We start from the raw sequence: 21730 nt of genomic DNA on the forward strand, positions 1-21730 counted from the left end.
TCGGGCTCAGGCGTCGGGGACGTTCTGCGCCAGCTCGTCCAGCCACGCCGTCGCGATGGCATCGCTGGGTGCGCGCCAGTCGCCGCGCGGGGACAGTGAACCACCCGAACCGACCTTCGGCGCGTTGGGCAGCGTCGAGCGCTTGAACTGGCTGGTCTGCACGAAGCGGCGCAGGAATTCCGCCAGCCAGTGCTTGATCGTCGGCAGATCGTATTCGTGGCGGTCGTCCTCGGGAATCAGATCCGGCCACGGCCCGCGGGTGCGATCGGACCAGGCGTGCCGGGCCAGATAGGCGATGCGGCTGGGCAGATAGCCGAATCGCAACAGGTAGTACAGGTGGAAGTCCTGTAGTTCGTACGGCCCCACCACGGCCTCGGAACTCTGTCCGGGCTGGTCCTGCGACGCCGGATCATCCTGTGCCGCAACGGGTACGAGTTCGGGGGAGATCTCGGTCTGCAGGATCGAGCGCAACACCTCGTCCGCGTCCGGGCCGAGATCGCCGGTCTGTACCGTCCAGGCGATCAGATATTTGATCAGGGTCTTGGGCACCGAGGCATTGACGCTGTAGTGCGACATGTGATCCCCGACGCCGAAGGTGCACCAGCCCAGCGCCAGTTCGCTCAGATCACCGGTGCCGATGACGATCGCGCCGTTCTGATTGGCCAGCCGGAACAGATGTGAGGTGCGCTCGCCGGCCTGTACGTTCTCGTAGGTCACGTCGTACTGTGGAACGCCCTGGGCCGCAGGATGATTCAGATCGTGCAACATCTGGGTGGCCGAGGGCCTGATATCTATCTCGTGTGCCGAGACGCCCAGCGCCCGCATCAGCCGATGCGCGTCGGTGCGGGTGCGCGAACCGGTGGCGAAGCCGGGCATGGTGTACGCCAGCACATTCGAGCGCGGCAGGCCCAGCCGGTCCATCGTCTGCACCGCGACGATCAGCGCCAGCGTCGAATCCAATCCGCCGGACACCCCGATCACCACACGCTGTGATCCGGTCGCGGCCAGCCGGGTACTCAGGCCCGCCACCTGGATGTGGTGCACCTCCGCGCAGCGTTCGTTGCGCATCGCGGAATCGGCCGGGACGTAAGGGAATCGGGGAACGGTGCGCCGCAACGTCACCGCATCCGCCGGGATCGGCAATTCGATATCGATGCGCCGCATGCTCGCCAGCCGGTCGTGGTGGTCGTGCACGGTGTCGGCGAAACTGGTCATCCGCAATCGGTCCGCGGCCAGCCGGCGCAGATCCACATCGGCGGTCACCAGTTGCGGGCTCTCGGTGAAACGCGCACCCTCGGCGAGCAATTCGCCGTTCTCGCACACCAGCGCCTGACCGTCCCAGGCCATATCGGTGGTGGATTCGCCGTATCCGGCGGCCGAATACAGATAGGCCGCGATATAGCGCGCGGAATGCGAGGCGCACAATTGCCGGCGATAGTCGGCCTTGCCGACGACGATATTGCTCGCCGACAGGTTCACCAGCACCGTGGCCCCCGCCAGAGCGGCGAAACCACTGGGCGGCAAGGGAACCCAGCCGTCCTCGCAGATCTCCAGGTGGAAGACGAATCCCGGTACGTTCGTCGCGGTGAACAGCAGATCCGCGCCGAACGGAACGCGCTGCCCCGCCACGGTGATCCGATCCCCGAGCGACTCCCGCGCCGCCGCGAACTGCCGCTTCTCGTAGAACTCACGATAATTGGGCAGATAGCTCTTGGGCGCGACGCCCAGGATCCGCCCGCGGTCGATCACGATCCCGCAGTTGAACAATCGCCCCTGCGCGCGCACCGGCGCACCCACCACGAGCACCGTGTCGATGCCGGCGCTCTCCTCGACGATCCGCCGCAGCGCCTGCTCGACGGCGTGATCCAGAGCGTCGGAATGGAACAGGTCGTCGGCGGTGTAGGTGGACAGTCCGAGTTCGGGGAAGACGGTCAGCACCACCCCGTCCGCGGCCGCGCGTCGTGCGAGCGCGAGGGTCTGCTCGGCGTTGTAGGCCGGATCGGCGACCCGCACCGGCGGCACCGCCACCGCCACCCGGGCGAATCCGTGCCGGTACAGCGAATCGAACGGCAGCTGCATTCCACAACCCCTTACCCGCGGTGCGGTGATCATGATCGTGCTGAAATCTACGGCACCCGCGCGGTTGCCTTGACCTCGGCGTCAACCTCTAACGTCGGATACGGCGCCGCATCGCAGGTGGATGCGGGCCGGGAGGAGTACGAATGCGGATCGGCGAACTGGCCCGGCGGGCGTCCACGACGCCGCGGGCACTGCGCTACTACGAATCACGCGGTCTGCTGACCACGCGGCGCGATGCCAGCGGGTACCGCAGCTACGACGAGGCGGATCTGACGATCCTGCGACAGATCCGCACGTTGCAGGACTGCGGATTCGAGCTGGAGGACATCCGGCCGTTCGTGGACTGTCTGCGCGCGGGCCACCCGACGGGTGATGCGTGCCCGTCCTCGGCACAGGTCTACCGCCGCAAGCTGAGCGAACTGGACGAGCTGATCGGGCAGTTGCACGGAGTGCGGGGTTGGATCGCCGGTCAGCTGGCCGGTGTCGAATCAGTGGCCCCCGACCTGCCGCGATGCGAGTTCGGCCCGCCGCTGTCTGCCTCCGATTGCGACCGTCAACCCTCGAATACACCGATACCCGGAGAAGATGATGACGAACACTGAGACGACCACCGGCCTGACCACCGTCTCCGACGCGACCTTCGCCCACACGGTGCTGGACGCCCCACTCCCGGTCCTGGTCGAGTTCACCGCACACTGGTGCCCGCCGTGCCGAATGATCGAGCCGGTCCTGACCGAGATCGCCGCCGAACAATCCGACCGCCTCACAGTCGTCCAACTCGACGTCGACGCCAACCCCGTCACAACCGCGGCCTACAGCGTCCTGTCCATGCCCACCCTCATGGTGTTCCGCAACGGCACCGCGATCCACACCCTGGTCGGCGCCCGCTCGAAACGCCGCCTGTTGACCGAACTAGCTGACGCACTCTGAGCGGAACAAGAACCCACCGGGGCCGCCGACAACCGATCACGGCGAACCCGCCACCTGCGAGTCTCGCTACGCAACACCTGATTTCGCACGAACATCGGTAACTCACCGGGAACGTCCAAAACCCAGCCGCCCTCCCGACCGTCGGCCCGAAGCTGAACGGTGTCGGCACCTCACGACCCGCTGAAGTCTCGGGGTGGCGGGGGAGCGTGGCGGGGGAGTTATTCGCGGGAGGTCTGCTCCCGCAGGCGCGCAAGGGTTTTCGCGAGAATGCGGGAGACGTGCATCTGCGAGATGCCCATCCGCTGGGCGATCTGCGTCTGGGTCATCGACTCGAAGAAACGCATGGTCAGGATGCGACGCTCGCGTTCGGGGAGTCCGGCCAGCAGCGGCCGGATGGCCACGTACTCCTCGACCCGGTCGAACTGGGACTCCTCCTCGCCCAGGGTGTCCAGCAGCGAGGCCTCGGTATCGCGGCCCACCGACACCGCATCGATCGAACTGGGCTGGTACGCATTACCGGCGATGACCGCCTGGGTCACCTCGTCCGGATCGATGTCGAGTTCGGCGGCGATCTCCTTGGCGGTGGGGGAGCGGCCCAGCGACTGCGACAGCGCGTCGATCGCCGAGCCGATGCGCAGATGGGTCTCCTTGACCCGGCGGGGGACTCGCATCGCCCAGGTGTTGTCGCGGAAATAGCGCCGCACCTCGCCCATGATCGTGGGCACCGCGAAGGACAGGAAGTTCGAGCCGCGCGAGATGTCGAACCGGTCCACCGCGTGCACCAGCCCGACCCGGGCGACCTGGGTCAGATCGTCGAAAGGCTCACCGCGACCGCTGAACTTGCGCGCGATGTGATCGGCCAGCGGGATGCACCGGCTGATCAGCTGGGCACGCAACTCCCCGTGCCGCGCGCTGCCCTCCTCGACAGCGGCCAGTCGCTCGAAAAGGATTGCGACATCGTCGTATCCGGAAACGGACTGGGTGACCTCCTCGACCTCGTCGGCGGCCACCTCCTCCTCGGACGTGGTCTCCTCGGGCTCCCCGGGCTTGCGCTCGCCGGTGGGGGTCGTGTCCTTCGGAGCTTGCGGATCGGGAGATGCCACGGCGTCGTCGGATTCGAACACGGTGTCCTCGTCCGCCACTATGCCTTCCCCCGGGCCCGCCGGAATTCCACGATCGTCGGGTAGCCGGAAGCGACCTGGTCGAAGGGATCCTGCGTGGCCTGCACCTCGTCGGTGAGGGTGCGCAGCACGTGCCAGCCGAAGCTGCGCTCGTCGGGTAGGCCCTCCAGGGCGGCGATACCGCGCACGCGCACAATCAGATCCGTATCGCCGACGGAGAATCGGCACTGCAGGGTGGTGTCGGGGGCTGCGAGGCCGATCAGTGTCGAGCACACCTCGTCGACCGCCAGCCGGACGTCGGCCACCTCGTCGAGGGTGAAATCGCTGAGGAGAACCAGGGTTTCGGCGAGCCCGCGCACAATCGGGAGTTGCGACACGGCCGCGGCCACGCCGATCTCCACCGGGGTGCCGCGCAGTCCCTGTTCCGCCGAAATATTGATCACAAGGTGAAGGCTACCCAAACAACCCGGCCACAATCGAATCCGCGGCCGAATTCGCGGCACTCGTGAGCGGGGTGAAAGGTGTTGCCGTCGCATTCGGCCGATGCGGGGGTGGGCTGCGGCGGTCGGGCCCGGCGGGTGATACGGGGCCGCTACACTTCGCGCTGTGCCCGCCTCCGACGTTTCCAGTACCGACACCGCCCCGCGAACCGAGACGGAGTTCCACCGTCCGGCCCCGATGATCGCGCCCTCGATCCTGTCCGCCGACTTCGCGAATCTCGCCAGGGATACCGCGGAGATCGTGGGTGCGGACTGGGTGCACGTCGATGTGATGGACAACCACTTCGTGCCGAATCTGACCCTCGGCCTGCCCGTCGTGCAGAGCCTGCTCAAGGCGACGGATCTGCCGCTGGACTGCCATCTGATGATCACCGACCCGGGTCGCTGGGCCCCGCCTTATGCGGAGGCGGGAGTCTACAACGTCACCTTCCACGCCGAGGCGACCGATGATCCGGTCGCGGTGGCGCGCGATATCCACGCGGCGGGCGGTAAGGCGGGGCTGGCGGTCAAGCCGAACACCCCGATCGAGCCGTATCTGGAGATCCTGCGGAATTTCGACACCCTGCTGGTGATGAGCGTCGAGCCCGGTTTCGGCGGCCAATCGTTCATCGCGCACGTCCTGGACAAGGCGCGCACCGTGCGCCGTCTGGTGGACTCCGGCGAACTGCGCCTGGTGGTGGAGATCGACGGCGGCATCAATATGGACACCATCGAGCAGTCCGCCGAGGCGGGTGTGGATTGTTTCGTCGCCGGATCCGCGGTGTACGGCACCACCGATCGCGCTGCGACCGTGGAAGCGTTGCGCCGCAAGGCGATCCAGGCCGGACGCTAGCCGACCGGCGAACTCACGGACGCTGCGCTCGACCCGCCGCGCCGGCCTCGGCGCGCGCGGCCTCGATCACCGTCTCCAGCGGCGGCACCGCATCGCCCCCGCCCGGTGGCTGGACCCAGACCCGGTATCCGGTGCGCTCGTCGTCCGCCGAGGGCAGCACCACCGGGCTGCCCGCGCAGGCCACCGTCGTGTAGAGCCGGAACAATTCGGCCGCGACCGCGGTGCTCGGGCTGCCCGGACCGGTGATGAACGTCCAGCGGCGGGCGCGGGGATGGTGGACGACCGGTCCGGCGACGCCGGCCCGCTCGAGCTGCTGTTGCACGCGTTCGCCGAGGTCTGCGGGCATGGTGATGGCGCCATAGCGGGAGCCGACCTCGAGCAGGATGTGGTGCGACGCCGGGTCGACCCAGGCGGGCAGGTGGGATTCACAGCGATATCGCACGCAACGAATTTCGAGTGTCGAATCGAGAATCATGGTCACGTCGCACCCCCGTCTGTGTAGTCGGTCAACCCTGCTCCGGCCTGGGCGAACCCCGATTTCCCTCCGGCCGGAACGTGAAATGAACCGTGGGAATCAACTGCATAACAATGCTGCTGCCGATCGCATCGAAACGCAAGCCTGAGGTGTGAGCGCGTCGCGGAATGGGTAAATAGGGCTGCTGAGTCGTTGTCCGGCCCGGTATATCGATCGGATGCTTCGAGAAAATGCGCCGATCGATACCGATCACCATAATTCGCGCAGAATTCGTATAGGTATTTCCCGATTCCGCCACGAATTCCGCAGCGATATTCGGTGTGCCGGTATCGGCCCGGTCGTCGCGTCGGCTTCCGGCCGGATTCGCCGGTCTGGCGGTCCGGAGTCCGTGGAGCGGGACGGCGAGGTGCCGCGGCCGGATCGGCCTGGTTAGGCTGAGGACGCACCGGTCCGGCAGGGAATATCGCCCGCGGTCCGGGGTGTTGCCGAAGGCGGGTACCGGGTGAGAAGGAGAGCGGGCATGTTCACAGGCATCGTCGAGGAGCTCGGCGAAATCGTGGCGGTCGAGCCGCTGGCCGATGCGGCGCGGCTGACCATTCGAGGCAAGCTCGTGACCTCCGATGCCCGGCATGGCGACTCCATCGCGGTGAACGGTGTGTGCCTGACCGTCGTCGACGTCGTCGACGGCGACAGCTTCACCACCGACGTGATGGGCGAGACGCTCAACCGATCCAGCATCGGCACACTCGATCTCGGCGCGAACGTCAACCTCGAGCGCGCCGCGGCGGTCGACAGCCGCCTCGGCGGGCACATCGTGCAGGGCCACGTCGACGGCACCGGCGTCATCCTCTCGCGCAGCCCGCAGGAGAACTGGGAGGTCGTGCGCGTCTCGGTGCCCGATGCGCTGGCCCGCTACGTCGTGGAGAAGGGCTCGATCACCATCGACGGCATCTCGCTGACGGTGTCGGGTATCGGCACGGATACCGAGGGTGAGGCTGGTCACCTCGACTGGCTCGAGGTCTCGCTCATCCCGACCACCCGTGAACTCACCACGCTGGGGTCCGCGCCGGTAGGGGCCACGGTCAACCTCGAGGTGGACATCATCGCGAAATACGTGGAGCGGCTCATGCAGCGCGGATAGTTCGGGTGGCGAACAACCCAGCTGCCCGACGCCGTACTGTAATTGGCATCCATATCGAGACGGAGCACAGCAGACGTGACCAGGTTCGACACCATCGAGCGCGCAGTCGCCGATATCGCCGCCGGTAAAGCGGTCGTCGTCGTCGACGACGAGGGCCGCGAGAACGAGGGCGACCTCATCTTCGCCGCGGAGAAGGCCACCCCCGAACTGGTGGCCTTCATGATCCGCTACACCTCCGGTTACATCTGTGTACCGCTGACCGGCATCGACTGCGACCGTCTGGGCCTGCCGCCGATGTACTCGATCAACCAGGACAAGCACGGCACCGCCTACACCGTGTCGGTGGATGCGCGCGAGGGCGTCACCACGGGTATCTCCGGCGCCGACCGCGCGCGTACCATGCGCCTGCTCGCCGACCCGTCGGCGACGGCCGATCAGTTCAACCGTCCCGGGCACGTGGTTCCGTTGCGCGCCAAGGAAGGTGGTGTGCTGCGCCGCCCCGGGCACACCGAGGCCGCGGTGGATCTGGCCCGCCTGGCCGGGCTCTCCCCGTCGGGCGTGATCTGCGAGATCGTCAGCCAGAAGAACGAGGGCGATATGGCCCGCACCGAGGAGTTGCGGGTCTTCGCCGACGAGCACGAGCTGGCGCTGATCTCCATCGCCGACATGATCGCCTGGCGGCGCAAGCACGAGAAGCAGGTGGAGCGGATCGCCGAGGCGCGAATCCCCACTCGCTACGGCGATTTCAAGGCCGTCGGCTACAAGAGCATCTACGACGAGGTCGAGCACGTCGCGCTGGTACTCGGTGACGTCGCGGTGGACGGCGGCGAGGACGTGCTGGTACGCGTGCACTCGGAGTGCCTCACCGGCGACGTGTTCGGCTCGCTGCGGTGCGACTGCGGTCCGCAGTTGCACGCGGCGATGGAGATGGTCGCGGCCGAAGGCCGCGGCGTGGTGCTCTACATGCGCGGGCACGAGGGCCGCGGCATCGGCCTGATGCACAAGCTGCAGGCCTATCAGCTGCAGGACAACGGACACGACACCGTCGATGCGAATATCGAGCTGGGCCTGCCCGCCGACGCGCGTGACTACGGCACCGGCGCGCAGATCCTGGTCGATCTGGGCATCACCTCGATGCGCCTGCTGACCAACAATCCGGCCAAGCGCGTCGGCCTGGACGGCTACGGTCTGAGCATCACCGAGCGGGTGCCGATGCCGGTGCGTGCCAACGCCGAGAACCTGCGGTACCTGCGCACCAAGCGCGACCGCATGGGCCACGATCTGGTCGGGCTCGACGACCTGGACCTGGGCGAGACCGCACAGTAGAACCGCCGGGCCGCGTCGGGCGGTGACGGCTACGGAAAGGAATCCGATGAGCGGTACTGGAGTACCGGCCTTCGATCTCGACGACGCCAAGGACCTCAAGGTCGGCGTCGTCGCGTCGCGGTGGCACAGCACGATCTGCGACACCCTGCTCGCGAACGCCGAGCAGGTGGCGCGCAAGGCGGGCGTCGATCAGCTGACCGTGGTGCGCTGCGCGGGGGCGATGGAACTTCCGGTCGTCGCGCAGGCGCTGGCCCGCACCCACGACGCGGTGATCGCGCTGGGTGTCGTGATCCGTGGTGAGACACCGCATTTCGAGTACGTCTGCGATGCGGTGACCGCCGGGCTCACCCGCGTCTCGCTGGACGAGAGCACCCCGGTCACCAACGGCGTGCTGACGGTGAACACCGAGGCGCAGGCCCTGGACCGGGCCGGACTGCCCGATTCGGCGGAGAACAAGGGCGAGCAGGCCGCCGCTGCCGCTCTGGATGCGGCGCTGACGTTGCGCGCGCTGCGGCAGGCAGTCTGATCCGATGACGCCGGTCGTCCGAATCTGGAAGCGCACACCGCAGGCGGCGCCCGAAACCGCCGATGCCGGTTGGGATCTGGAGGTGCGCCCGCATCGCGCGGTGCGGAACTCCCGGATCGTCGCCGCGGTGATCGCGATCGTGTTCGTCCTGGCCGGGGTGTTGTCGAACCACAGCCACACCGGGGTGAATTTCCGCGGCGCCGATCAGGCGGCGGTGATCGTGTTCGGCCTGCTGTTGGCCGCCGCGGTGCTCCTGCTGACCCGCCCGCGCGTGCGGGTCGGCGCGCGGGGCGTGGTCGTGCGCAACATCCTGGGGGACAACGCGTTCGCCTGGAAGGACATCCTCGGGGTGTCGATCCCGGACAAGAAGGCCTGGGCCAGGCTGGAATTGGTGGGCGACGAGTACGTGCCCATGCTGGCGATCCGGGTCAACGACAAGGACTACGCCGCGCAGTCGTTGGAGCGCTTCCGCGAGCTCGGCGCGAAATACACTGCCGCCCAGGACAAGTGAGCGCGAACGTCGGTCGATTCGTCGGGATGCCATCCCGGACGGACTGATTCGAGGCCGAGCTGCGGCATCCGCGCTCCGATCTCGGTGTTGTCTGGTCCGGTCGAAGGGCAGTGGCCTCGAACGGTTGCGATCCCTGCTGGACGCCACGCTCCCGGCATGTCTGTGCTGCTCGCTCGGGGCGTGGCGTCAGGAAGTCGACCGATCTAGTTGGAGTCGCCCATGACCGCGCCTTCGCGTCGTGGATCGGCTCCACCGATCCAGCCGTCCGGCGTGCGCTTCAAGGCGCTGAGTCCGCTGGATTGCTGGACCACGGAGACCTGATGTCCCATCGCGCGCAACTGCTCGACCAGCGGGTTGTGATCGCCGTTCGATACGGCGTCGATGTCCGGATCCTCGCCGCCGATCCCGGTGACCGGTGTGTTGGCCGCGCCGAAATCGGCCAGGGATACCGCCTGCTGCGGGTCCAGGCCCCAATCCAGCAATCCGACAAGGGTTTTCACGACGAACTGCGGGATCATGCCGCCGCCCGGTGAACCCGTGACGTAGCTGAGCTGTCCGCGGGATCCGTCCGGGTTGCGGTCGAAGACCAGGGTGGGGCTCATCGAGCTGCGCGGGCGCTTACCGGGTTGGATCCGATTGGCGACAGGGGTGCCGTCGGCGGCGGTGGGCGTCGCGCTGAAATCGGTGAGTTGATTGTTGAGCACGAATCCGTCGACGACGTGGAACGAGCCGAACGCCGATTCGACGGTGGTGGTCATGGTGGCGGCATTGCCGTATCGATCCACCACCGAGATGTGGCTCGTACCGTGTTCGGGCTGTTGCGGTCCGGTCGCCACGGGGACCGGTCCGAAGTCGCCGGGCTGCGCGGTGCCCATGCTGTGCGCCGGATCGATCAGTGCCGCACGCTGTTTCAGATAGTTCTCGTTCAGCAGGGTGTCGGGCGAGTTCCCCGGCAGCGGGACGAAGTCGGGATCGGCGACGTACTTGTCGCGGTCGGCGTACGCGAGGCGTTCGGCCTCGGAGATCAGGTGCACCGCGCGGGCGGTGGGAATTCCGCCGTTGCGATCGAGATGCTGTGGCGCCAGCGAGGCCATGTCGAAGTTCTGCAGGATGCCCAGCGTGGCGCCCACGGTGATACCGCCGGAGGACGGGCCGGGCATACCGCACAGCTCGTGCGTGCGGTAGTTCGTGCAGATCGCCGTGCGTTTCTTCGCCTGGTAGTCGCTCAGATCCGCGAGGGTGAGCTGGCTGGGAGTGCGTCCGGCCGAGGTGGTCGTGGCGGCCGCCACGATGTCCCGGGCGATCGTGCCGGTGTAGAAGGCGTTCGCGCCGCCGTCGGCGATCGCCCCCAGTGTCTTGGCCATTCCCGGGTTGGTGATGGTGGTACCGGCCGGTTTGGGCGAGCCGTCGGGTCGCAGGAAATACGCCTTGGCGTTGTCGTCCCGGGCCAGATCCGACGCGGAGGCGGAGATTTCGGCGGCCATCCGGGGACTGATCGCGAAGCCGTGGTCGGCCAGATCGATCGCCGGGGTGAACAGGTCGTGCCAGGACTGTTTGCCGTGATCGGTGTGTGCCCGCTCGAGCAGTCGCAGGGCGCCCGGTACACCGATGGACCGGCCGCTGGCCCGGGTGCTGGGTTGCGGCGTGGTCTGATCGGTGTCGCTCACCCAGCGCAGATAGTTCTCCGTCGCGGCGGCGGGTGCGGTCTCGCGGCCGTCGTACGCGTCGATGGTCCTGGTCTTGGCGTCGTAGTAGAGCAGGAACGCGCCGCCGCCGATGCCGGTGGCCTGCGGTTCCACCAGGCCCAGCACCATCTGCACCGCGACCAGTGCGTCGGCGGCGGTGCCGCCGGAGGCGAGCACTCGGCAAGCCGCCTGGGTGGCGATGGGATTGGCGGCCGAGACGGCGTAGTTGTGCGTGCGGACCGCCGTCATATCGGTGCGATATCCGGTGCCGACCTCCGGATTGTTCGCGATATCGCCGGAAGCGGTCGGCGCGGCCGCAGTGACGTGGGTGCCGTTCTGCGGGTCGGCACACGGACCGCTCGCCCCGTTGGACTGATCCGAGCAACCTGTCAGCAGACCTGCGATGAGCAGCAGGGCGGCCGCGGCTGCGCTGGTGAGGTGCCGAGTGCGCGTCATGCTCGGACTGTAGCGGGAGTCGTCGTCGCGGTGCTGCCAGTATCGGGAAGCCGATTGTGTTGGCGCTCGGCTACTTTTGTGCCGACGTCATTCACCGCCGACGCCACTGTGATCGGGCGGTGGCTGTGCTCGGCAGAGGCCGATATGTGGCGCCTGGCTATCGGCCGGGTAACCTCTGCGTCGACCATCGACCGCGAAGGACTCAACTGTCATATGACCGAGGTACGGGGCAAGGAATTCCTCGGCGCGGAGGACAGCGGCTATCACAAGAGCCTCAAACCGCGTCAATTGCAGATGATCGCCATCGGCGGAGCGATCGGCACCGGGTTGTTCCTGGGTGCCGGTGGTCGTCTCGCCAGTGCCGGGCCGGGATTGTTCCTGGTCTACGGCATCTGTGGCATCTTCGTCTTCTTCATCCTGCGAGCGCTGGGCGAACTGGTACTGCACCGGCCCTCGTCCGGCTCGTTCGTCTCCTACGCCCGGGAGTTCTACGGGGAGAAGGCGGCGTTCGTCGCGGGGTGGATGTACTTCCTGAACTGGTCGATGACCGGGATCGTGGACACCACCGCGATCGCGACCTACTTCCACTACTGGGGCGGTTTCCGGTCCGTCGCGCAGTGGCTCCTGGCGCTGATCGCGCTGGTCATCGTGCTGAGCATCAACCTGGTGTCGGTGAAGTGGTTCGGTGAGCTGGAGTTCTGGGCCGCGCTGGTGAAGGTCGTCGCGCTGGTGGCCTTCCTCGGCGTGGGCGTGGTGTTCCTGGCCGGTCGTTTCACGATCCAGGGCGCGAGCACCGGGCTGGGCGTGATCAACCACACCGGGGGCTGGTTCCCGACCGGCGCGCTGCCGCTGGTGACCGTGACCTCCGGTGTCGTATTCGCTTATGCCGCAGTGGAAATGGTCGGCACCGCGGCCGGTGAGACCGCGGACCCGCTGAAGATCATGCCGCGGGCGATCAACTCGGTGATCATGCGTATCGCGGTGTTCTACGTGGGTTCGCTGATTCTGCTGGCGCTGCTGCTGCCCTACACCGCCTACTCGAAGGACGAGAGCCCGTTCGTCACTTTCTTCTCCAAACTCGGTGTGCCGCATGCCGGTTCGGTGATGAACTTCGTGGTGCTGACCGCCGCCTTCTCCAGCCTCAACGCCGGGCTGTACTCCACCGGCCGCATCCTGCGCTCGATGTCGATGAACGGCAGCGCGCCGAAGTTCACCAGCGTGATGAACCGGCGCGGCGTGCCCTACGGCGGCATCCTGCTGACCGCGGTGATCGCGCTGTTCGGCATCGGGCTCAACTATCTCGTGCCCTCGCAGGCGTTCGAGATCGTGCTGAACGTGGCCTCGCTCGGCATCCTCGCGTCCTGGGCGACGATCGTGCTGTGCCAGTTGCAGATGTGGCGGTGGTCGCGCGCCGGGCGGGTGGAACGGCCCCAGTTCCGGATGTTCGGCGCGCCCTACTCCGGAATCGCCACGCTGCTGTTCCTGGCGGCCGTGCTGGTGCTGACCGCCTTCGACTATCCGGTCGGGACCTGGACCGTGGCCAGTCTCGTGATCATCGTCCCGGCGCTGGTCATCGGGTGGTTCGCCGCGCGCAAACGAGTGTTGGCCATCGCGCACGAGCGCGAGGGGTACACCGGGGAGTACCCCGTCGTCGCCAACATCCCCGTCGACGGACAGGAGCGCTAGGCCAGGACACTTCGGTCGGTGCGGACCTGCCAGCGGCCGTCGGTCCGGGTCAGCCGGATCGGATGGTCGAAGCAGGCGCTGATGTTCTCGCTGGTCAGCACGTCGTCGACGGGGCCCGCGGCGATCCGGCGGCCGTCGCGCAGCAGCATGGCGTGCGTGATGCCGGGCGGCAGCTCCTCGAGGTGGTGGGTGACCAGGATCGAGGCCAGGTCCGGATGGGCGGCCTGCAGGCGGTCGATCCGGTCGATGAGCTGTTCGCGCCCGGCCACGTCGAGTCCGGTGGCCGGTTCGTCCAGCAGCAACAGGCTCGGGTCGGCCATCAGGGCGCGGGCGATCAGCGCGCGGCCGCGCTCACCCTGGGACAGCGTGGGCCAGCGCGCGTCGCGGCGGTGGGCGAGGCCGAGCAGTTCGACCAGCCGGTCCGCCTCGACGATCTGCTCGGCGGTCGGTGTCCAGCGCTGCTGCAGATCGGCGGTGTTGGTCAGACCCGTCAGCACGACCTCGTACACCCGCAGCGGATAGGGCAGGGTGTGCCGCGGATCCACATGGCCGATCGAGGTGCGCAGTTCGCGCATGTCCACTCGGCCCAGTCGTTTGCCGAGTACCTCGACCGTGCCGCGGGTGGGATGTTCGAACGCGCCGGCCATCTTCAGCAGGGTGGTCTTGCCCGCGCCGTTGGGGCCCAGCAGCGCCCAGTGCTCGCCCGCGCGCACCGTGAGCGAGATGTCGGCCAGGATGGCGTTGCCGTTGCGCACGAAATCGACGGCGCCGACCTGCAGGATAGGGGACTCGACCATGTGTCCACGGTAACAAGTCCTCAGACAAGCTGATAGGTGATCTGGGTCATGGGATGACTTCGGTACGCTGTGCGGCGTGACGATTCGCGCGGTGCTGTTCGATTTCTCGGGAACGTTGTTCCGGCTCGAGGCCGACGAGAGCTGGGCCACAGATCTGGTGACGGCCCAGGGCCGTCCCTTCGACGAGGCCGAATCGGCCGAGATCCTGGACCGGATGACCACGCCGGTCCATCAGGCGGTGCAATTCGACGCCCATCATCAGCACGCCTGGGAGCAGCGGGATCTGGATCCGGCCAGGCACCGGGAGGTGTATGAGGAGGTGCTGCGCCAGAGCGGGGTCGAGGGTGAACCGGCCCGGCGGCTGTACGCCCGCATGGTGGACCCGTCGCTGTGGACGCCCTATCCCGACACCGGCAAGGTGCTGGAGGCGTTGTCGGGCAACGGAATCCCCGTCGCGGTGGTCAGCAACATCCCGTTCGACATCCGACCGGCCTTCCTCGACCACGACTGGGACCGGTACGTCGATGTGTACGCGCTGTCGTTCGAACTCGGTGCGGTCAAACCGGATCCGCCGATCTTCGAATGGACGCTCGATCGGCTCGGCGTGCCGCCCGAGGACGCGCTGATGGTGGGCGACAGCCGCGAGAACGACGGCGCCGCAACCGCACTCGGCTGCGCCTACGAATGGGTGGACCCGGCGCCCACCGCCGGCCGCCGGACCGGTCTACTCGATGCCCTGGCCCGCCACGACGTGCTCTGATCCGCGATGTCACCGGTCAGCGCTGCGGTCAACATCCGAGCTGATCGGCCAGATCCAGGAAATCCACGGCGTTGACATCGAACTCGTCCGAGAACTCGACATCGGCGAGGCTCGGATCGCCGAACTCGTCGGGCCGGGCGATGAACGCGGTCCGCATGCCCAGCCCGGATGCCGCCCGCAGATCGTATTTGTGACTGGCCACCATCATGATCTGCGAGGGTGACAGCCCCAGGTACCCCGCGGCGAGGTGATAGGCCCGGGGATCGGGTTTGAACGCACCGGCCATCTCGGCGGCGAAGACCGCGTGCCACGGGAAGTCGCAGTGCCGCGTGATGCTCACCACCGCGTCGACGTCGGCGTTGGACAGCGTAGCGAGGGTATACGCGCCGCGCAGCCGGGTCAGTCCGGGGACGGCATCGGGCCAGGGATCCAACAGTTTCCACGCCGCAGTGAGTTCCGCGCGGCCCTCGGGATCCAGCTCGATACCGTGCTCGTCGAGGATTTCGTCGAGGGCGATGCGATAGATCGACGCGACGCTGATCCACTCGCCGGTCCGGTTCTCGGCGCCCGTTCCGCGGAAATACGCTGCGCGCCAGTCGTTCACGAAACCGGCCCAGTCCCGGTCCGGATATCGCGAGCCCAGCACGCGGCGGCTCGCCGCGGTGATCGTGGAGTGGAAATCCGTGGCGGTGCCCTGGACGTCGAACAATAGCGCCTGCGGCCGGTCGGTCATGCCATGGATGGTATTCGTCCGGCACGGCCGACCGACCACCTGCGGGCTCAGCGCGGCAGGCGGGCCATCGCGCGTCCGGCCGAACGTCCGGAGAAGATGCATCCGCCCAGGAAGGTGCCTTCCAGGGCGTTGTAGCCGTGCACGCCGCCACCGCCGAATCCGGCGACCTCGCCCGCGGCGTACAGCCCCGCGAAAGGTGTTCCGGCCGAATCGATCACCTGGGAGTCGAGATCGGTCTGGATGCCGCCCAGGGTTTTTCGGGTCAGGACGTTGAGCCGGACGCCGATCAGCGGGCCGTGCGCGGGGTCCAGGATGCGATGCGGGGACGCGACGCGGGCGATCTTGTCCCCGAGCGCGCGGCGGGCGTTGGCGATGGCCATGATCTGGGCATCCTTGGCGTACTTGTTCGCCACCTGCCGGTCCCGCGCGACGATCTGGCGTTCGAGGTCGGCGAGATCGAGCTGTGGGCCACGGGCGAGCTTGTTCATGCCCGCGACGAGTTCGGGCAGCGTATCGGCGACGACGAAGTCCACGCCGTGCCGCAGGAACGCGTCGACGGGCGGGGTCGCGCCCTTCTTGAGGCGGCTCTCGACCAGCAACCTGCGATCCTTGCCGGTGATGTCGGGGTTCTGCTCCGAACCCGAGAGCATGAACTCCTTCTCCACGATCGACTGGTTCAGCACGAACCACGAGTAGTCGTATCCGGTGGCCAGGATGTCGCGCATCGAGGCGTTGGTGTCGAAGCCGGGGAAGGACGGTGCGGGCAGGCGTTTTCCGTTGGCGTCGAACCACATCGAGGACGGTCCGGGGATGATCCGGATGGCGTGGTCGGGCCAGATCGGATCCCAGTTGTGCAGGCCCTCGGTGTAGTGCCACATGCGGTCGCGGTTCACGATCCGCCCGCCCGCCTGTTCGGTGATGCCCAGCATCCGCCCGTCGACGTGGGCGGGGACGCCGGGAATCATCGTCTCCGGACAGGGGCCGAGCCGTTCGGTGGGCCAGTTGCGGCGGATCAGATCGTGGTTGTGGCCGATGCCGCCGGAGGAGACCAGCACCGCGGGCGCGCGGAATTCGAACTCGCCCACCACGTTCCGCGAGGAGGCCTTGCCGCGGTCCAGATCGGTGGGTTCGAGGATCCCGCCGCGCGCGCCGACCACCGTGCCGTCCTCGACGATCAGTTCGTCCACCCGGTGCCGGAAGGCGAATTCGACCAGCCCGCGCCGTTCGGCCGCCAGGACCGGTTCCAGGAAGACCCGCACCACCTCCGGTCCGGTGCCCCAGGTGAGGTGGAAGCGCGGCACCGAGTTGCCGTGCCCGTCCGCGGTGGATCCGCCGCGTTCGGCCCAGCCCACCAGCGGGGTCACCCGAAGGCCCAGATCGTGCAGGTACTGCCGCTTCTCGGTGGCGGCGAACTCGACGTAGGCGCGGGCCCAGCGCCGGCCCCACAGATCCTCGTCCTCGCGGTCGAATCCGGCCGAGCCCTGCCAGTCCTGCCAGGCCAGTTCGAACGAGTCCTTGATGCCGAGGCGGCGTTGCTCGGGACTGTCCACGAAGAACAGTCCGCCCAGCGACCAGAACGCCTGTCCGCCCAGGTTGTTGCGATTCTCCTGGTCCAGCACGAGCACCCGGCGTCCGGCCCGGGTGAGTTCGTAGGTGGCCACGAGTCCGGCTAGACCGGCCCCGATGACGATGGCGTCCGGCTGCGGTGACGATGCCACGGGAACTCCTCCGGGTCGGGTGCGCGCGGGCGGGTCGCCGCGCATCGGATACATGAATGTATCGAACTGGTCCCCAACCTAGCAGACCAACGGCCGCGGGTAGCCGGTTCCGGGGTCCGGCGCGTGTGGATCCGAGCAGGTGGCGAGCGGTGCCGCGAAAGATGTCGGTACCACATGGCATGGTTCTTCGGGTGCGTACGATGACCGCCGCCGCGGCCCGCCGGACCGCCCTGGCCGCCCAGGGCTTCGGCGTGGCGCGCCCCGCCTCGCCCGATCGCCGGACCGTGCTGCGCGTCCTGGAGAAAACGCAGGTGCTGCAACTGGATTCGGTGTCGGCGGTGGTGCGGGCGCACTACGCGCCGGTGTTCAGCCGCATCGGCCCCTACGACCGGACGCTGCTGGACGAGGCCGCCTGGAGTCACGCCGCGCGACGTCCCCGTCGGCTGGTGGAGTACTGGGCGCACGAGGCCGCGATGCTGCCGGTCGAGGACTGGCCGCTGATGCGCTGGCGGATGGCGCGGTACCGGAACGGCCGGTGGGGCGGTGCGCGTCAGGTGCTCGAACGCAATCCGTCGCTGCCCAAGGATGTGCTCGAGGTCGTCCGCGAATTCGGCCCGAGCACCGCGGGGGAGGTGGAGAAACATCTCGAACTGGACCGCCCGCGCAGTAAGGACCACTGGGGCTGGAACTACAGCGATACCAAGGTCGTGTGCGAGCAGTTGTTCGCCACCGGTGAGTTGTCGGTGGGCAAGCGGGTCGGATTCCAGCGGCACTACGACCTGACCGAGCGAGTCCTACCGCAGCAGGTGCTCGCCCGCGAACTCGATGAGTCCGAGGCGGTGCGCGAACTCGTCCGCCGATCGGCCACGGCCCTGGGCATCGGCACCGAGCCGGATCTGCGCGACTACTACCGGCTGCATCGCAGCCAGACCGAACCGGCCATCGCCGATCTGGTGGATTCCGGTGAGCTGGAACAGGTTCGGGTGGACGGTTGGGATCGCCCGGCGTATCTGCGCGCCGGTGCGCGGGTGCCACGGCGGATCACCGGGGCCGCGCTGCTGTGCCCGTTCGATCCGCTGATCTTCTTCCGCCCGCGCACCGAGCGGATCTTCGACTTCCACTACCGGATCGAGATCTACACCCCTGAACACAAACGGGTGCACGGCTATTACGTCTTCGCCTTCCTGCTGGACGGTGAATTGGTGGCGCGGGTGGATCTGCGTGCCGAGCGGGCGTCCGGGCGGCTGCTGGTGCCCGGCGCCTTCGCCGAGCCGGATCGGGACACCCCGCACGTCGCGGCCGAACTGGCACGATCCCTGCGGGAACTGGCCGACTGGCTGGAATTGGACACGATCGAGGTGGGGGAGCGCGGGGATCTGGCAGCTCTGCTGACGGCAGTCGCCTGACCGGTCGGCCGAACCCGATCATGACCGGTGCCGCCCGGTGCTACCGTCGGTGAATGTCGTGGAATCGGGGGCGGCGCAATCGAATTCTGCGCGGCGGTGCGCTGCTGGCCGCGGCGATACTGGTCCTGAGCGGTTGTAGCGGATCACCGAGCGCGCCCTCGGACGGCCCTTCCGTATCCGCTGCATGGCCGCCGTCGCAGGGGCGCGGGAAATGCGCGGTCGCCGAGCAGGAGAACGTCCCCGCGGCCATGCGCGACGGCGTCGTACTGAAGGCCGACGTGTACCGCCCGAAGACCGCGGACCCGGTGCCGGTGATCCTGATGCGCACCCAGTACGGCAAGGCCGAGGCGCAGGTGAAGCCGTATCGCTACCAGTCGCCGGACTGGTTCGCCTCGCACTGCTATCTCGTTGTCGTGCAAGACATCCGGGGGCAGGGCGCCTCGGGCGGCACGTTCACCGAATTCGGCAACGACCGGAACGACGGATACGACTCGGTCGAGTGGGCCGCGCGGCTGCCCGGCTCCAACGGCAAGGTCGGCATGTACGGATCGTCGTATGTGGGTGCCACACAATGGCTTTCGGCGGTCACCGCGCCACCGCACCTGGTCACCATCGTGCCCTCGAACACCGCGTCGGACTACTACGACGGCTGGACCTACGAGGGCGGGGAATTCCGCCTCGCCTTCGTCGAGCCCTGGGCGATGGGAACGATCGCGCGGACCGCCGCGACCAACCGCGGCGATACCGGCACCGCGAAACAGTTGGCCGCCGACCAGTCGCAGTACACCCGGTGGATGGGATATCGGCCGTATCAGCAGTTCCCGCCGATGCACCCGGACGATCCGGCGGTCGCGCCGTGGTTCTTCGACTGGATACGGCATTCCGCCCGCGACGACTACTGGAAGCAGTGGAGCATCCGCGACCACTATTCGAACGTGCAGGTTCCGGTGCTCGATTTCGAGGGCTGGTACGACGCGTTCCTGGCGGGCGGAACCGAGAATTTCAGCGGGATGGTGCACGACGGCGGCACCCCGCAGGCCCGCGGTAATCAGCGGCTGGTCATCGGGCCGTGGGATCACGTGGGCTGGGGGCGTCCGGGCAGCGGCGTCTCCGCGCCGATGCTCGCCGCCGCCGGAGCCGCGGGAGACAGCCCGGTCAACGATCTGATGCTGGCCTGGTTCGACCACTTCCTGAAGGGACAGGACAACAAGGTCGCCGGGCAGCCCACGGTGAACTACTTCCTGATGGGTGCGAACAAGTGGAAGACCGCGACCGCGTGGCCGCTGCCGAACACCCGCTGGACCACCTACTACCTGTCCGGCAGTGGCGCAAACGGGCTGTCCGGCCGCGTGGGCGCGCTGAGCGCCGCGCCGCCGAAGGATCCGCAGCAGCCCGACACCTACTATTACGATCCGCTCGATCCGGTGCCCAGCGCCGGTGGACACTCCTGCTGCGGCGCGTCCTCGGGGCCGCAGGGACCCTACGATCAGTACGTCGTCGAGCAGCGCTCGGATGTGCTGACCTACACCACCGCCCCGATGTCGGCGGACACCGAATTGACCGGGCCGACCGAGGTGAAACTGTGGGCGTCGTCCACCGCGCCGGACACCGACTTCACCGCGAAACTGGTCGCCGTCGCACCCGATGGGTCCACGGTCAACCTGAACGACGGAATCATCCGCACCCCGTTCCGGGATTCACTGGACGACCCCACCCCGACGGTGCCCGGCCAGCCGTATCAGTACACGATAAAGATCTGGCCGACCAGCTATCTGGTGAAGGCCGGTTCGCGTATCCGCGTGGAGATCTCCAGCAGCGACTATCCGCAGTTCGCCCCGAATCCCAATACCGGTCAGCCGTTCGGTGCGAGTGCCGATACCCGGATTGCGACCCAGACCATCCTGCACGACGCGGACCATCCGTCGTCGGTGGTGCTGCCGATCATCCCGGCGGGTGGCGCCGCATCGAGCCGATTCCCCATGGACGCAACGAAATAGCGTCAGGCGACCTCGGTGGCGACCGATTCCTCGTCCGCGGCTTCGGACTCCGCGGCGGCATCGGCCTGCCGCTCCCACCGCCCGGCGAGCCAGGCGCAGACGAACAGCTGAATCTGGTGGAAGATCATCAGCGGCAGCACGATCAGGCCGATCGGGTGCCCGGCGAACAGGACCGTGGCCATCGGCAGTCCGCTGGCCAGGCTCTTCTTGGAACCGCAGAAGATCATCACGATGCGATCGCCGCGATCGAATCCGAGCAGACGGCTCGCGACCGTGGTCAGCGCCAGCACCGCCGCGAGCACCGCGATGCACACCACGACCACGGCCAGCAGGGACAGCAGCGAAATGCCGCCCCAGATGTGTTCCACCATGCTGTCGCTGAACGCGGAGTAGACGACCAGGTAGACCGAACCTCGATCGACCACCTTGGTGACGGTGGCGTGGCGCATGAGCACCTGCAGCGGCTTGCGCAACACCTGTCCGGCCAGGAACGGCAGCAGCAGTTGCAACACGATCGCCACGATCGATCCCATCGACACCGTCGCCTGGCCGGTGGTGTCCATCAGCAGCATGACCAGCAGCGGCGTGACGAAGACGCCGAGCAGATTGGACAGTGACGCGCTCACCACCGCACCGGCCACATTGCCACGCGCGATCGAGGTGAAGGCGATGGAGGACTGCACGGTCGAGGGCAGCAGGCACAGGTAGAGCACGCCGGTGTAGAGGTCGTCGGTCAGTACCGAGGGGACCAGCAGTCGCAGCGCCAGCCCGATCAGCGGGAAGACCAGGTAGGTCACCGCCAGCACGCTCGAGTGCAGTCGCCAGTGCTTGAGCCCGTCCAGCGCCTCACGCGGCTTCAATCGCGCGCCGTAGAGCAGGAACAGGATCCCGATCGCGATCTTGGTCGCCCAGCTCAGCACGCCGGCGGCATCGCCGCGAGCGGGCAGGACTACGGCGACCAGCACGGCGGCGAGCAGGCCGAGCATGAAGGCGTCGATTCGGAATTTGGCGAGAAGCTGCACAGATGAACGATACGTTCCGGGTGAATGAT

Annotated in this window: 20 protein-coding genes; 11 read left to right on the forward strand and 9 right to left on the reverse strand. The window is 67.6% G+C overall.

Translation table 11 applies throughout. The annotated features are described in order from the left end of the window. Window positions 1-6 precede the first annotated feature (6 nt). Window positions 7-2079 (reverse strand): NAD(+) synthase, encoded by a 2073-nt coding sequence (locus tag K7711_RS24330; protein WP_222971716.1) that lies wholly within the window; start codon window positions 2077-2079, stop codon window positions 7-9. Window positions 2080-2222: 143 nt separating this feature from the next. Here K7711_RS24330 and K7711_RS24335 point away from each other — a divergent pair, with 143 nt between their 5' ends. Further along, on the forward strand, window positions 2223-2681 hold the full coding sequence (locus K7711_RS24335; RefSeq protein ID WP_222971717.1) for a MerR family transcriptional regulator: 459 nt from the start codon (window positions 2223-2225) through the stop codon (window positions 2679-2681). Further along, a complete protein-coding gene (gene trxA, locus K7711_RS24340; protein ID WP_308014917.1) occupies window positions 2668-3009 on the forward strand; it encodes a thioredoxin in 342 nt (113 codons plus the stop codon). Before K7711_RS24335 ends, trxA begins: the two co-directional genes overlap by 14 nt. Window positions 3010-3227: 218 nt before the next feature. Here trxA and K7711_RS24345 read toward each other — a convergent pair whose 3' ends face one another. After that, a complete protein-coding gene (locus tag K7711_RS24345; protein ID WP_372460182.1) occupies window positions 3228-4151 on the reverse strand; it encodes a SigB/SigF/SigG family RNA polymerase sigma factor in 924 nt (307 codons plus the stop codon). Beyond that, window positions 4151-4573 carry an ATP-binding protein gene (locus K7711_RS24350; RefSeq protein ID WP_222971718.1) on the reverse strand — a complete coding sequence of 141 codons (423 nt, stop codon included), beginning with the start codon at window positions 4571-4573 and terminating at the stop codon, window positions 4151-4153. Before K7711_RS24350 ends, K7711_RS24345 begins: the two co-directional genes overlap by 1 nt. Window positions 4574-4808: 235 nt before the next feature. On the opposite strand from K7711_RS24350, the gene rpe reads away from it, so the two are divergent. Beyond that, on the forward strand, window positions 4809-5462 hold the full coding sequence (gene rpe, locus K7711_RS24355) for a ribulose-phosphate 3-epimerase (RefSeq protein ID WP_040824996.1): 654 nt from the start codon (window positions 4809-4811) through the stop codon (window positions 5460-5462). Between the two features lie 13 nt (window positions 5463-5475). Here rpe and K7711_RS24360 read toward each other — a convergent pair whose 3' ends face one another. Beyond that, complete coding sequence (locus K7711_RS24360) at window positions 5476-5904, reverse strand: hypothetical protein (RefSeq protein ID WP_308014918.1); 429 nt, start codon at window positions 5902-5904, stop codon at window positions 5476-5478. Between the two features lie 553 nt (window positions 5905-6457). Here K7711_RS24360 and K7711_RS24365 point away from each other — a divergent pair. From K7711_RS24365 to K7711_RS24380, 4 genes are all read left to right on the forward strand, one after another. Beyond that, window positions 6458-7078, forward strand: a complete 621-nt coding sequence (locus tag K7711_RS24365; RefSeq protein WP_040824959.1) for a riboflavin synthase — start codon at window positions 6458-6460, stop codon at window positions 7076-7078. 75 nt (window positions 7079-7153) lie between these two features. After that, window positions 7154-8404: a bifunctional 3,4-dihydroxy-2-butanone-4-phosphate synthase/GTP cyclohydrolase II gene (locus K7711_RS24370; RefSeq protein ID WP_222971719.1), complete on the forward strand. Its 1251-nt coding sequence runs from the start codon at window positions 7154-7156 to the stop codon at window positions 8402-8404. A 46-nt stretch (window positions 8405-8450) separates the two neighbouring features. Beyond that, a complete protein-coding gene (gene ribH / locus K7711_RS24375; protein ID WP_040824995.1) occupies window positions 8451-8930 on the forward strand; it encodes a 6,7-dimethyl-8-ribityllumazine synthase in 480 nt (159 codons plus the stop codon). A 4-nt stretch (window positions 8931-8934) separates the two neighbouring features. Continuing rightward, on the forward strand, window positions 8935-9441 hold the full coding sequence (locus K7711_RS24380; RefSeq protein ID WP_222971720.1) for a PH domain-containing protein: 507 nt from the start codon (window positions 8935-8937) through the stop codon (window positions 9439-9441). 203 nt (window positions 9442-9644) lie between these two features. Here the strand turns inward: K7711_RS24380 and K7711_RS24385 are convergent, their stop codons facing one another. Beyond that, the gene (locus K7711_RS24385; protein ID WP_222971721.1) at window positions 9645-11582 is read right to left on the reverse strand and encodes a gamma-glutamyltransferase family protein; all 1938 of its coding nucleotides are present in this window, start codon (window positions 11580-11582) and stop codon (window positions 9645-9647) included. 213 nt (window positions 11583-11795) lie between these two features. Here K7711_RS24385 and K7711_RS24390 point away from each other — a divergent pair, with 213 nt between their 5' ends. Further along, window positions 11796-13268 carry an amino acid permease gene (locus K7711_RS24390; protein ID WP_222971722.1) on the forward strand — a complete coding sequence of 491 codons (1473 nt, stop codon included), beginning with the start codon at window positions 11796-11798 and terminating at the stop codon, window positions 13266-13268. Here K7711_RS24390 and K7711_RS24395 read toward each other — a convergent pair. Continuing rightward, entirely contained in the window at window positions 13265-14065 is an 801-nt protein-coding gene (locus tag K7711_RS24395) for an ABC transporter ATP-binding protein (RefSeq protein ID WP_222971723.1), read from the reverse strand. The two genes, K7711_RS24390 and K7711_RS24395, sit on opposite strands and share 4 nt — an antisense overlap. 76 nt (window positions 14066-14141) lie before the next feature. On the opposite strand from K7711_RS24395, the gene K7711_RS24400 reads away from it, so the two are divergent. Further along, on the forward strand, window positions 14142-14825 hold the full coding sequence (locus tag K7711_RS24400) for an HAD family hydrolase (protein WP_222971724.1): 684 nt from the start codon (window positions 14142-14144) through the stop codon (window positions 14823-14825). A gap of 28 nt (window positions 14826-14853) precedes the next feature. Here the strand turns inward: K7711_RS24400 and K7711_RS24405 are convergent, their stop codons facing one another. Together K7711_RS24405 and K7711_RS24410 are read right to left on the reverse strand one after the other, a co-directional pair. Continuing rightward, window positions 14854-15558, reverse strand: a complete 705-nt coding sequence (locus K7711_RS24405) for a haloacid dehalogenase type II (protein WP_222971725.1) — start codon at window positions 15556-15558, stop codon at window positions 14854-14856. A gap of 47 nt (window positions 15559-15605) precedes the next feature. Then, window positions 15606-17321, reverse strand: a complete 1716-nt coding sequence (locus K7711_RS24410; RefSeq protein ID WP_222971816.1) for an FAD-binding dehydrogenase — start codon at window positions 17319-17321, stop codon at window positions 15606-15608. 146 nt (window positions 17322-17467) lie between these two features. On the opposite strand from K7711_RS24410, the gene K7711_RS24415 reads away from it, so the two are divergent. Then, the gene (locus K7711_RS24415; protein ID WP_222971726.1) at window positions 17468-18682 is read left to right on the forward strand and encodes a winged helix-turn-helix domain-containing protein; all 1215 of its coding nucleotides are present in this window, start codon (window positions 17468-17470) and stop codon (window positions 18680-18682) included. 53 nt (window positions 18683-18735) lie between these two features. After that, complete coding sequence (locus K7711_RS24420; RefSeq protein WP_222971727.1) at window positions 18736-20679, forward strand: CocE/NonD family hydrolase; 1944 nt, start codon at window positions 18736-18738, stop codon at window positions 20677-20679. Window positions 20680-20681: 2 nt separating this feature from the next. Here the strand turns inward: K7711_RS24420 and K7711_RS24425 are convergent, their stop codons facing one another. Next, window positions 20682-21701, reverse strand: coding sequence for a bile acid:sodium symporter family protein (locus tag K7711_RS24425; protein ID WP_222971728.1), 1020 nt, complete (start codon window positions 21699-21701; stop codon window positions 20682-20684). Between the last annotated feature and the right edge of the window lie 29 nt (window positions 21702-21730).

It is taken from the genome of Nocardia coffeae (assembly GCF_019890715.1).
Taxonomy (GTDB): domain Bacteria; phylum Actinomycetota; class Actinomycetes; order Mycobacteriales; family Mycobacteriaceae; genus Nocardia; species Nocardia jiangxiensis.

Coding starts and splice junctions, on each gene's coding strand:
- K7711_RS24330 (WP_222971716.1), bottom strand. CDS start 2,079: ATGCAGCTGCCGTTCGATTCGCTGTACCGGCACGGATTCGCCCGGGTG.
- K7711_RS24335 (WP_222971717.1), top strand. CDS start 2,223: ATGCGGATCGGCGAACTGGCCCGGCGGGCGTCCACGACGCCGCGGGCA.
- trxA (WP_308014917.1), top strand. CDS start 2,668: ATGACGAACACTGAGACGACCACCGGCCTGACCACCGTCTCCGACGCG.
- rpe (WP_040824996.1), top strand. CDS start 4,809: ATGATCGCGCCCTCGATCCTGTCCGCCGACTTCGCGAATCTCGCCAGG.
- K7711_RS24365 (WP_040824959.1), top strand. CDS start 6,458: ATGTTCACAGGCATCGTCGAGGAGCTCGGCGAAATCGTGGCGGTCGAG.
- ribH (WP_040824995.1), top strand. CDS start 8,451: ATGAGCGGTACTGGAGTACCGGCCTTCGATCTCGACGACGCCAAGGAC.
- K7711_RS24380 (WP_222971720.1), top strand. CDS start 8,935: ATGACGCCGGTCGTCCGAATCTGGAAGCGCACACCGCAGGCGGCGCCC.
- K7711_RS24385 (WP_222971721.1), bottom strand. CDS start 11,582: ATGACGCGCACTCGGCACCTCACCAGCGCAGCCGCGGCCGCCCTGCTG.
- K7711_RS24390 (WP_222971722.1), top strand. CDS start 11,796: ATGACCGAGGTACGGGGCAAGGAATTCCTCGGCGCGGAGGACAGCGGC.
- K7711_RS24395 (WP_222971723.1), bottom strand. CDS start 14,065: ATGGTCGAGTCCCCTATCCTGCAGGTCGGCGCCGTCGATTTCGTGCGC.
- K7711_RS24405 (WP_222971725.1), bottom strand. CDS start 15,558: ATGACCGACCGGCCGCAGGCGCTATTGTTCGACGTCCAGGGCACCGCC.
- K7711_RS24410 (WP_222971816.1), bottom strand. CDS start 17,321: ATGCGCGGCGACCCGCCCGCGCGCACCCGACCCGGAGGAGTTCCCGTG.
- K7711_RS24420 (WP_222971727.1), top strand. CDS start 18,736: ATGTCGTGGAATCGGGGGCGGCGCAATCGAATTCTGCGCGGCGGTGCG.